Annotated in this window: 10 protein-coding genes; 5 read left to right on the top strand and 5 right to left on the bottom strand. The window is 68.6% G+C overall.

The window, feature by feature from the left end; genetic code table 11:
• Nucleotides 1-188: 188 nt before the first annotated feature.
• On the top strand, nt 189-737 hold the full coding sequence (locus ACRDTL_RS08375) for a TIGR03086 family metal-binding protein (protein WP_431506242.1): 549 nt from the start codon (nt 189-191) through the stop codon (nt 735-737).
• An 8-nt stretch (nt 738-745) separates the two neighbouring features.
• On the opposite strand, the gene ACRDTL_RS08370 is transcribed toward ACRDTL_RS08375, so the two are convergent.
• Nucleotides 746-2,689 carry a primosomal protein N' gene (locus ACRDTL_RS08370; RefSeq protein WP_431506243.1) on the bottom strand — a complete coding sequence of 648 codons (1,944 nt, stop codon included), beginning with the start codon at nt 2,687-2,689 and terminating at the stop codon, nt 746-748.
• 81 nt (nt 2,690-2,770) lie between these two features.
• Complete coding sequence (locus ACRDTL_RS08365) at nt 2,771-3,499, bottom strand: lysoplasmalogenase family protein (protein WP_431506241.1); 729 nt, start codon at nt 3,497-3,499, stop codon at nt 2,771-2,773.
• Between ACRDTL_RS08365 and ACRDTL_RS08360 the strand changes: the two genes are divergently transcribed.
• Together ACRDTL_RS08360 and ACRDTL_RS08355 are read left to right on the top strand one after the other, a co-directional pair.
• On the top strand, nt 3,498-4,454 hold the full coding sequence (locus ACRDTL_RS08360; protein ID WP_431506240.1) for an alpha/beta hydrolase: 957 nt from the start codon (nt 3,498-3,500) through the stop codon (nt 4,452-4,454). The two genes, ACRDTL_RS08365 and ACRDTL_RS08360, sit on opposite strands and share 2 nt — an antisense overlap.
• Nucleotides 4,451-5,389 carry an alpha/beta hydrolase gene (locus tag ACRDTL_RS08355; RefSeq protein WP_431506239.1) on the top strand — a complete coding sequence of 313 codons (939 nt, stop codon included), beginning with the start codon at nt 4,451-4,453 and terminating at the stop codon, nt 5,387-5,389. The genes ACRDTL_RS08360 and ACRDTL_RS08355 overlap by 4 nt, the downstream gene beginning before the upstream one ends.
• Here ACRDTL_RS08355 and ACRDTL_RS08350 read toward each other — a convergent pair.
• Nucleotides 5,386-6,426, bottom strand: coding sequence for an AraC family transcriptional regulator ligand-binding domain-containing protein (locus tag ACRDTL_RS08350; RefSeq protein ID WP_431506238.1), 1,041 nt, complete (start codon nt 6,424-6,426; stop codon nt 5,386-5,388). The genes ACRDTL_RS08355 and ACRDTL_RS08350 overlap by 4 nt on opposite strands.
• Before the next feature lie 80 nt (nt 6,427-6,506).
• Here ACRDTL_RS08350 and ACRDTL_RS08345 point away from each other — a divergent pair, with 80 nt between their 5' ends.
• Together ACRDTL_RS08345 and ACRDTL_RS08340 are read left to right on the top strand one after the other, a co-directional pair.
• The gene (locus ACRDTL_RS08345; RefSeq protein ID WP_431506237.1) at nt 6,507-7,928 is read left to right on the top strand and encodes a cytochrome P450; all 1,422 of its coding nucleotides are present in this window, start codon (nt 6,507-6,509) and stop codon (nt 7,926-7,928) included.
• A 14-nt stretch (nt 7,929-7,942) separates the two neighbouring features.
• Nucleotides 7,943-9,421 (top strand): flavin-containing monooxygenase, encoded by a 1,479-nt coding sequence (locus ACRDTL_RS08340; protein WP_431506236.1) that lies wholly within the window; start codon nt 7,943-7,945, stop codon nt 9,419-9,421.
• Nucleotides 9,422-9,443: 22 nt separating this feature from the next.
• On the opposite strand, the gene metK is transcribed toward ACRDTL_RS08340, so the two are convergent.
• Together metK and ACRDTL_RS08330 are read right to left on the bottom strand one after the other, a co-directional pair.
• On the bottom strand, nt 9,444-10,655 hold the full coding sequence (gene metK / locus ACRDTL_RS08335; protein WP_431506235.1) for a methionine adenosyltransferase: 1,212 nt from the start codon (nt 10,653-10,655) through the stop codon (nt 9,444-9,446).
• Nucleotides 10,656-10,728: 73 nt separating this feature from the next.
• Nucleotides 10,729-11,100, bottom strand: a 372-nt coding sequence (locus tag ACRDTL_RS08330; RefSeq protein ID WP_431506234.1) for a phosphopantothenoylcysteine decarboxylase, incomplete at its 5' end; no start/stop codon positions are given.

Raw genomic sequence — 11,100 nt, 5'->3', positions numbered from 1 at the left:
CCGAGCGCTTCGAGTTCCTGCATCACCAACGTGCCGGTTGCATCCTGGGTGAGCGTCTGATCGATATGGATGGCGATCTCTTCGCCCGGCGTCATCTCACCGGATTCCAGGTGCGATTCGATCAGCTTGTGGGTGACGTTGAGTGGCATAGCGTAGCGAGTACCCAGTTCGAGCGGAAGGTGACACCAATGGATGCTCTTGTGGCTCATCAGCGCGCTCAAGACGCGTTCGCCGGGGTTCTGGCCAACGTCAGTCCCGACGAGCTCAGCGCGCCGACGCCGTGCTCCGAGTGGACGATCGCTGATCTCATCGAGCACGTGGTGGGCGGCAACGAACGCGTCGGTCAATGGGCCGGCCTCCACGACCAGCCGCCGGCCCGCCCGGACAGTCTGATCGCGGCACACCTGGCCGGGGCTGCCGCCGCCCAGCAGGTGTTCGCCAGGCCGGACGGCATCACTGCCGGCTACGAGCTGCCGTTCGGGCAGGTACCCGGTGCCGTGCTGATCGGAATGCGCAGCACCGACCTGCTGACCCACGCCTGGGATCTGGCAGCCGCCACCGGCCAGTCCACCGACCTGGATCCCGAATTGGCGACCCATCTGCTGGCCGCAGCCCGCGAGCGTGTCCAGCCCGCCTTCCGCGGGCCCGGCAGGTTCTTCGGCGAGGAGCAGCCCTGCTCACCGGACCGCCCGCCGGCCGATCAGCTCGCTGCGTTCCTGGGCCGAAAGGTGCAGTGATCACCGGGCTAGCCGATGTGCAGCGGGTCGATCTGCACCCGCACCGGCTCGTGGTCTTGCCGGGCGCTCAGCACGCTGACGCCGCGGTGCAACACCGTCGCCAATGCCAGACCCTGCTCGCGCGGGACCCGCACCAACATCCGCTGCACCGGGACATTCGCGGCCATGCCGGCCGGACGGCGCGCACCCGTCGGCAGCTGCACCGGGCCGAGCAGCTGCGCACCGTCCGGTAGCCGGACCTGGCCGAGCAACGCCGCGACCGCGTCGGCGCTGCCGTCGAGGGCGGCAATATGCACACTGGGCGGCAGGCCGACGTCGGTGCGCGCCGCCAGCTCGGCTTCCGCGTGCCCGACCGGATCCCACCGGATCAGCGATTGCACGGTCGGGATCGACGATTCGGCGACTACCACCACTACCCCGCCGTCGCCGCGACACCGCACCAGCGCCGCCGCGGCCAGCCAGCGCCGCAAGGTGTCCTCGGCGGCACGCAGATCCTGCCGGCCAAGCAGCGCCCAGCTGTCCAGCAGCAGCGCTGCCCCATATCCGCCGCAGGCCCGCGGTTCGGCCCCGGGAGTGGCAACGACCAGAGCCGGACAACCGGCAACCTCGGGCACAACGGTGTCGCCGCCGGAGGTGACCACGGTGGTGCCCGGGAAAGCCCGGCCGAGTTCCTCAGCGGTGCGCTTTGCGCCGATGACGACCGCGCGCACCGCATCCGACCCGCAGCTCGGGCAGCGCAGCGCAGGCTCGAGCCGGCCGCACCAGCGGCAGACCGCGCCCCCGCCGGCGTCGGGCAGCGACAGCGGCCCGGTGCAATGCCGGCACCGCGCGATCGCCCGGCACCACCCACAGGCCAGGGACGGCACGTAGCCGCGGCGCGGCACCTGTACCAGCACCGGCGCTCCGGCCTGCAGTGCCGAGCGGGCCGTCCGCAAGGCCACCGACGGCAGCCGCGCGCTGCGGGCCGCCGGGTCTCGTTCGTCGGCGTATCCGCTGTCGTCGAGCGCCACCACCCGCGGAGTGCGGGCCCGCACCACCGAGCGCACCGCGGCCACATCGTGCGCCCACCCGCTGCGCACCAGCGCGTGCGCTTCCGCGGTGCGGGCATAACCGCCGATCAGCGCCGCACAGCGCACCTGGTGGGCACGCAGCATCGCCACCTCCCGGGCATGCGGATACGGTGCGCGCGGCTCGGCCAAGGTGTCGTCGCCGTCGTCCCACACCATCACCAGGCCCAGGTCGGTCACCGGCGCGAACACCGCGCTGCGGGTCCCGATGACCACCCGCGCACTGCCGCGCAGCGCCGCCAGCCAGCGCCGGTAGCGCGCGGCCGGCCCGAGCCCCGCCGACAACGCCACCACGCCGGACTTGTCGAGCACCCTCGTCGCGGCCTGCCCCAGCGCGTCCACATCGCGCTGGTCGGGCAGCACCGCCAACACGCCCCGTCCGGCTTGCACCGTCTGCGCGGCCGCCTCGGCGAACCGGTCGGCCCACGGCTCACCGGGCAGCGCCTGCCACACCGCGCGGGCCGCCCGCGACTCGGCCAGCGCGGACAGGAACTGTGCACCGCGGCCATAGGTCTCCCAGCCGGTCGGGTCCACCGATGTGACGACGGGAAGGCTTGCCGCCGTGGCGGTTTCGCGCTCCACCCGGGCGTGCCGGGCCGGTATTGCCAGCCGCAGCACGTCGGCGCGGGTTCCGGCGTAACGCGCGGCGACCGCGTCGACCAGCCGGCGGATCTCGCCGGTGAGCACCGGCTCGGGCGACACGACCCGGTCGAGGGCGGCCAGCTTGCCGACGTGTTCGGTGTCGGTGCGGCGCTCCAAGACGAACCCGTCGACCAGTCGGCCGTGGAATCGAACCCGCACCCGCACCCCCGGATGGGCATCATCGGACTGGTCCGCGGCCACCAGATAGTCGAATTCGCGGTCCAGATGCGGCACCGACAACATCGGCAGCACCCGGGCGATCGGTTCATGCTCGGCAGCCGCCCTCTTTCCGCGAGCGTGCCTGTCCCCGGCCGACACGCCGTGCTAATCCCCGGGTTTGGGCACGCTCGCGCCGCCGATCACCCGGCCGAAGAAGAACCCGGCCGTGATCAGGATCTGCGCCGCCGCATAAGCCCACCAGATCGGCACCGCCAGCGCTTCGTTGCCCAGCACGAACCGGCCGATGCCGATCATCGCGTCGGAGGCCGCGAAGCACACCGCACCGACCGCGGTCCACACCGTGGGCAGTCGCGCAAGCAGTGCCGCGCACACCATCGCACCCAGCACCACGATGTACGCCGTGACCGGCATGGTCAGCCCGTCGCGGCTCAGGTGCGGCCAAAACCACACCAGCAGCGACGCGCACGCCACACACGTCACCGCGACCGCGACAAGGCGTGGCCGCGATCGGCCGGCCAGCGGGAGCAGCGCGCCCAGAAAGCACAGGTGCGCCAGCAGAAACGAGGCCAGCCCCAGCACGAACGACGCCGTCCACCACGGGATCGCCAGCAGGCAGTCACCGGTTGCCGAGAACACCAACGCCGCCATCAGCCACCTGCGTTCGGCCACGATCGGATGTGCCGCCGCGCCGACGGCCAGCAGCAGCGCCATCGACGCCTTGAACAGCGGTTGAACCATGAAGTGGCCGGTCAGCTCCGCGCCCGGCATCGAACGCAATGCGGTCACGGTCAAAAACAGGCCGTAGCCCAGACCGGCCCAGCCGGCGAGCGTCCAGGCTCCGACCACCATGCGCGGTGCGTACGGTGTCTGCATGCCCAACTTGGACCCCCACTTGGAGGAAGCCGGACCCGCCATCGACCCCATTCTGCTGAAGGTACTGGACAAGGTGCCGTTCCGGTTAGCGGTCGCCGACGGGGTCGAGGTGGCGCGACAGCAGCTACGCGATCTGCGGCGCCGCTCAGTGCATCCGGACCTGCGTGTCGAGAACCGAAGCATCGATGGCCCGTCCGGCCCGATCAACCTCCGAATCTATTGGCCGCCAACCGGTTCGGTACCACCGGTGGTGGTGTTCTTCCACGGTGGCGGCTTCGTCGTCGGTGATCTCGACACCCACGACGGCACTGCCCGGCAGCACGCCGTCGGCGCCGGCGCGGTGGTGGTGTCCGTCGACTACCGACTGGCCCCCGCGCACCCCTACCCCGCTGCCGTGGAAGACGCGTGGGCAGCAACGCAATGGGTCTTTGACCACGCCGGCGAGATCGACGCCGACGCCACCCGGCTGGCGGTGGCCGGAGACTCGGCGGGCGGCACGCTTTCCGCGGTGATCGCGCAGCGCGCCCGCGACAACGGCAGCCCGGCCATCGCTTTCCAGCTGTTGTGGTACCCGTCGACGCTGTGGGATTCGTCGCTGCCGTCGTTCACCGAAAATGCGTCGGCGCCCGTCCTCGACCGCGACGCGGTCGCCGCGTTCTCCCGTTGGTACGCGGGCGAAGTCGACCTGTCCGATCCGCCGGCCGGGATGGCACCGGGCCGGGCGGAGAACCTGGCCGGTCTGGCACCGGCCTACATCGCCGTCGCCGGACACGATCCGCTGCGGGACGACGGGATGCGCTACGGAGAATTGCTCGCCGCCGCGGGCGTTCCCGTCGAGGTGCATAACGCCGAGACCCTGGTACACGGTTACATCGGTTATGCCGGTGTGGTACCGGCTGCCACCGAGGCCATGGACCGCGGATTGGCCGCACTTCGAAAGGGGCTCAACCGATGATCGCCCGACCACAAATCGACCCCACCCTCAAGGCACTGCTCGACGCGGTGCCTCTGACGTTCACCGCCGCTGACGGTGTCGAGGTCGCGCGGGCGAAAATACGCCAGCTGCAAGCCCCGCCAGACATGCTGCCGCAGTTACGGATTGAGGAGCGCACAATCGGGACCGGCATCCCGGTCCGGATCTACTGGCCGCCGTTAGCCGAGCACACCGGTTTGCCCGTCGTCGTCTTCTACCACGGCGGCGGCTGGTCGATCGGCGACCTGAACACCCACGACCCGGTCGCGCGCGCCCACGCGGTGGGCGCGGAGGCCATCGTGGTGTCCGTCGACTACCGGCTCGCGCCGGAGTACCCGTTCCCAGCCGGGGTGGACGACTGCTGGGCCGCATTGCAGTGGGTCGGCGAGCACGCCACCGACCTGGGCGGCGACCCGGCCCGCATCGCCGTCGCCGGTGATTCCGCGGGCGCCAACCTGTCCGCGGTCATGGCGCACCTGGCCCGCGACAACGGCGGGCCGGCGCTGGCCTTTCAGCTGCTCTGGTATCCCTCGACGAGCGCTGATCTGTCCCTGCCGTCGTTCATTGAGAACGCCGACGGGCCGATTCTGGATCGCGACGTCATCGACGCGTTCCTGGGCTGGTATCTGCCCGGCGTCGACATCAGCGACCCGACCACCCTGCCGGTCACGTTGGCCCCCGCCAACGCCGCCGACTTCTCCGGTCTGGCACCGGCCTATATCGGCACCGCCGAACACGACCCGCTGCGCGACGACGGAGCCCGCTACGCCGAGCTGCTCACCAGTGCCGGGGTGCCCGCCGAACTGAGCAACGAGCCGACGTTGGTGCACGGCTTCGTCAGCTTCGCGCTCGTGGTGCCCGCCGCCGCCGAGGCGACCAACCGTGGGCTGGCCGCGCTGAAAGCGGCGCTGCACTAGGTTCGATTGCCCGGCTGACGCGGGTAGACGCTGGGTGCGGCGCCATGCCAGCGTTTGAAGGCGTGCGAGAAGGTAGACGGGTCGCTGTAGCCCAACCGCTTGGACACCTCCTCGACGGTCAGCCCGACGTTGCACAGCAGGTCAACCGCCAACGCCGAGCGAGCCTCGCCCAGCAACGCCCGAAACGACGTCCCCTCCTCGGCCAGCCGGCGCCGCAGCGTGCGGGGATGCATATCGAGGTCGGCAGCGACCTCGGGCAGCGTCGGGAACACCCCGGAATCCCGAAACAGCTTGGTGCGCACCACGGCGGTGATACCGCGGCGTTGTTCGTTACGCTGCATGAGCACATCGCATTGCGCCATGCACATCGCCAGCGTGTGCGGATCAGCTTGCGGCAGCGGCTCATCGAGCATGGCCCGCGGAAAGTGCAGCCGGTTGTGTGCCCGCCCGAACGCGACGTTCTCGAACGGGATCAGCTCGAGCAACGGCCGCAGCACATCTTCGTCGATCGCCACATCGGCCGAGACCCGATCGGCGTACCTTGCCACCGCAGGCAACGCGAATTCTGTTGTCGTCGCGATGATCGAGGCGATGTCGCGTTCGACGAAGAACCGGCGCACATCGGCGGGCAGGTGATCGACGTTGAGTTCGAGCACACACTCGTCGGCGCCTTCGAATAGTTGGATGTCGATGTGCAGCATCGTCAGCGCGAAATAGCGCATCCCAATCGTGATCAGTTCCCGCAATGTGCCGCAGGACATGACGGCGAAACCGAACAAGCCGAGATGAGTGAGCTTGAAACGCCTGCCCACCTCGATACCCACACCGACGTCGTCGGGTAACCGCGCGAGAAGCCTGCGCACCAACACGACCTCGTCCCACGCCGTGACGACCGCGTCCGGGTCGTCCAGGTCCGCCGGTGCGATCCCGGTGCCGGCGAGCACGTCCGGCTTCGCCACACCGCGCTCGAAGGCCACGTCGCAGAGCACTCGGGACGCGAACATCCGATGCCGCATATCCGGTGCCCAGGTCGTCATGCCAGTCGGTGTCCTAAACTCCCAACTCTTTGTCCTATCGTCACATTACGGCGGGCACGGCCGCTACCTACAGTGGATGCATGACAACGGCGTCGCTGCCGACCGCACGGCCCACGCCAGGCCCGGCCGCGCGACTACCCACCTGGACGATGACCCGTGAGGCGATCACCGTCGGGTTCGATGCGGGCGATCGCTTCATGGGACGGCTGCGTGGCCGTGATATCACCCGGTTCCGGTGCGGCGGCAGACGTTTCGTTGCATTGAGCCACCCCGATTACGTCGACCATGTACTGCATCGGGCTCGGCTGAAATACGTCAAGTCGCCGGAATATGAGCCGGTCCGGGCCGCGGCCGGTATCAATCTGCTCACCGACGAAGGCGACTCCTGGGCGGCACACCGGGGCGCGCTGAACCCGACGTTCGCCCGGCGCCACCTGGGCGAGATGGTCGACTTGATGATCGACCCGATCGACGACATCACTGCCGCCCTGCCCGCCGGTGTCGAATTCGACATGCACGAGACGATGGTCGAGGCGACGCTGCGCGTGGTCGCCAACGCGTTGTTCAGCCAGGACTTCGGCCCATTGACGCAGCGCATGCATGACCTGGCCACCCGCGGGCTGCGGCGTGCCGAGAAGATGGAGCGGCTCGGCCTGTGGGGATTGCTGCCACCGCCGGTCTACGACGGGCTGATGTGGTGCACATACTCGCGGGTGCCGCTGCCGCCGCCACTGCGGGAGATGCAAAAAATCACGCTGGAGCTGGACGCCGCGGTCAATGCGGTGATCGACGAACGGCTAGCACACCCGACCGAGTCCGCCGACCTGCTCAACGTGTTGCTACGCGCCGATGGCGGGACGTGGCCGCGCAAGCGGGTGCGCGACGAGGCGCTGACATTCATGCTCGCCGGACACGAAACCACCGCGAACTCGATGTCGTGGTTCTGGTATCTGCTGGCGCTTAACGGCAGTGCGCGCGCCAGGATGCTCGACGAGGTCGACACCGTGCTCGGTGCCCGGCGACCCACCGCCGACGACCTGGCGAAGCTGCCCTGGACGACGGCCTGCATCCAGGAGGCGCAGCGCTATTTCTCGGCGGTGTGGGTTCTGGCCCGCCGGGCGGTGCAGGACGACGTGATCGACGGACACCACATCCGCGCCGGAACGACGGTGATCATCCCGATCCACCACATCCACCACGACCCGCGCTGGTGGCCGAGCCCGGACGATTTCGATCCGACCCGGTTCTCAGCCGGCGGTGGCGACCGCCCCCGGTCGGCCTACCTGCCGTTCGGTGGCGGCCGGCGGATCTGCATCGGGCAGAGCTTCGCCCTGATGGAGATGGTGCTGATGGCCGCGATCATGAGCCAGCGGTTTACCTTCGACCTCATGCCCGCACATGCGATAGAACTCGAAGCGACGCTGACCCTGCGGCCCAAGCACGGCGTGCACATGATCGGACGGAGGCGCACGCGCCGGCGACGATGCAGAGCGAAGCGATGAGGAGGAGCGGCGCCATGACTCCCGACTACCACACCGTCGTCGTCGGCGCCGGATTCTCCGGCATCGGCACCGCGATCAAGCTGGACCGGGCCGGACTCAGCGACTACCTGCTGGTCGAGGCCGGTGACGGCGTCGGCGGCACCTGGCACTGGAACACCTATCCCGGCATCGCCGTGGACATCCCGTCGTTCTCCTACCAGTTCTCGTTCGAGCAGCGGCCAGACTGGTCACGAACCTATGCACCCGGCAAGGAGCTCAAGGCCTACGCCGAGCACTGCGTCGACAAATACGGCATCCGGGGAAGAATCCGGTTCAACACCAAGGTTCTGGCCGCCGAGTTCGACGACGAGCTCACCGTGTGGCGGGTGCAGATAGATCCCGGCGGCGAAGTCACCGCGCGGTTTTTGGTCAACGCCAGCGGGGTGCTCACCGTGCCGAAGCTGCCCGACATCGACGGTGTCGACTCCTTCGGTGGCATCACCATGCACACCGCCCGCTGGGATCACGGCCAGGACCTGACCGGCAAGCGGGTCGCCGTCATCGGCACCGGCGCCTCGGCGGTGCAGGTGATTCCCGAGATTGCGCCGATTGTCAAGCAGCTCACCGTTTTTCAGCGCACACCGATCTGGTGTTTCCCCAAGTTCGACGTGCCGCTGCCACGGCCGGCGCGCTGGACGATGCGGCTGCCCGGCGGCAAGTTGATTCAGCGGTGGGCCAGTCAGGCCTTCGTCGAGGCGACCTTCCCCATCCCGGCGCAGTACTTCACGGTGTTTCCACTGGCCAAGTGGATGGAAGCGTCCGGTCGGGCCTACCTGCGCCGGCAGGTCGACGACCCGGTGCTGCGCGACAAGCTCACCCCCCGCTATGCGGTGGGATGCAAACGGCCCGGCTTCCACAACAGCTATCTATCGACGTTCAACCGCGACAACGTGCGGCTGGTGACCGAGCCCATCGACAAAATCACCCCGTCGTCGGTGGTCACCACCGACGGCGCCGGCCACGAGGTCGACGTGCTGGTGTTGGCCACCGGCTTCAAGGTGATGGACACCGACAGCGTGCCGACCTTTGCGGTCACCGGCAGCGGCGGCCGGTCGCTGAGCGCGTTCTGGGACCAGCACCGGCTGCAGGCCTACGAAGGGGTCAGCATTCCCGGGTTTCCGAACCTGTTCAGCGTGTTCGGCCCGTACGGCTACGTCGGATCGTCGTATTTCGCGCTGATCGAGGCGCAGACCCACCACATCGTGCGCTGCCTCATGCGGGCCCGCCGCGAGGACGCGACCCGCGTCGAAGTCACCGAGGAAGCCAACGACCGGTACTTCGCCGAGATGATGCGGAAGCGGCACCGCCAAGTGTTCTGGCAGGACAGCTGCCGGCTGGCCAACAGCTACTACTTCGACAAGAACGGCGACGTGCCGTTGCGGCCCACCACCACGGTGGAGGCCTACTGGCGCAGCCGGCGTTTCGACCTCGACGACTACCGGTTCACGGCATAGCCGGGCACCCGCAAAATCGCCGTCAGACGGCGCGCTGGAGGTCGTCGACCTTGTTGAGCTGCTCCCAGGGCAGCTCGATGTCGGTGCGGCCGAAGTGGCCGTAGGCGGCGGTCTGCGCATAGATGGGCCGCAGCAGGTTCAGGTCGCGGATGATCGCGCCGGGCCGCAGGTCGAATACCTCGCCGATGGCCTTCTCGATCTTGACCGGGTCGACGGTCTCGGTGCCGAATGTCTCGACGAACAGCCCTACCGGCGCGGCCTTGCCGATGGCGTAGGCGACCTGAACCTCCACCCGCTCGGCCAGTCCGGCGGCGACCACGTTTTTGGCCACCCAGCGCACCGCGTAGGCCGCCGAACGGTCGACTTTGGAGGGGTCCTTGCCGGAGAAGGCGCCGCCGCCGTGGCGGGCCCAGCCGCCGTAGGTGTCGACGATGATCTTGCGGCCGGTCAGGCCCGCGTCACCCATCGGACCGCCGAGCACGAACTTGCCGGTCGGGTTGACCAGCAGTCGGTAGTCGGAGGTGTCCATGGTGTCGTGCGCAAGGTCACTGAGCACGGTGTTGACCACCTTCTCGCGGATGTCCGGGGCGAGCGTGGCTTCCAGGTCGATGCCGTCGGCATGCTGGGTGGACAGCACCACGGTGTCCAGCCGCACCGGGATAACGCCGTCGTACTGGACGGTGACCTGCGTCTTGCCGTCCGGCTGCAGGTAGCCGAGCACGCCGTTCTTGCGGACCTCGGTGAGTCGGCGCGACAGCCGGTGCGCCAGCGCGATCGGCAGCGGCATGTACTCCGGGGTGTCCTTGATCGCATAGCCGAACATCAGGCCCTGGTCGCCGGCACCCTGCGCGTCCAGCGGGTCACCCGCGCCCCCCACCCGGGTCTCATGGGCGGTGTCGACGCCCTGGGCGATGTCGGGCGACTGTGCACCGATGCCGATGTTGACGCCGCAGGTTGCCCCATCGAAGCCCTTGTCGGACGAGTCGTAGCCGATCTCCAGGATGCGGTTGCGCACCGTGTTGGCGATTCCGGCGAAGGCCTCCTTCGCCAAGGTCGTGACCTCGCCGACCACGTGCACCTGACCGGTGGTGACCAACGTCTCGACGGCGACACGTGAGCGGGGGTCGTCCGCTAACAGCGCGTCGAGCACCGAGTCGCTGATCGCGTCGCAGATCTTGTCGGGATGCCCCTCGGTCACCGACTCACTGGTGAACAGCCGACCCTTTTCAGTCACAACAGGATCCTTCCGATAGTTAGTTAGGCGAATTATATCGCAGCTCAGTATGACGCAACGCCGACGGCGGTTGTTACCCGGTGCTGCCGTGCAAAAAGGTGGCGATCGCGTCCACAATACGACTGGCCATCAGCGTCTTGGAGCCGTGCTGCAGCGCGGACTCGGTGCCGTCGGACGCCAGCAGCCAGCCGTCGTTGCTGTCCACCTCGAAAGCCTTACCCTCGCCGACGGCATTGACCACCAGCAGGTCGCAGCCCTTGCGTCGCAGCTTGGCCCGGGCGTGAAACAGCACGTCGCCGTTGTCGTCACCGGTCTCGGCGGCGAACCCGACAATTGCCCGCATGTTGGGCAATTGGCCGTCGGCGCGGGACCGCACGGCGGTGGCCAGCACGTCATCGTTGCGGACCAGCTCGATGACCGGCGGCGCCTCGGCGCCCTTTTTGAT

The organism is Mycobacterium sp. (assembly GCF_050700595.1).
Taxonomy (GTDB): Bacteria; Actinomycetota; Actinomycetes; order Mycobacteriales; family Mycobacteriaceae; genus Mycobacterium.
Note: the sequence above shows the minus strand (reverse complement) of the source record. Positions and strands in the feature narration are given on the sequence as shown.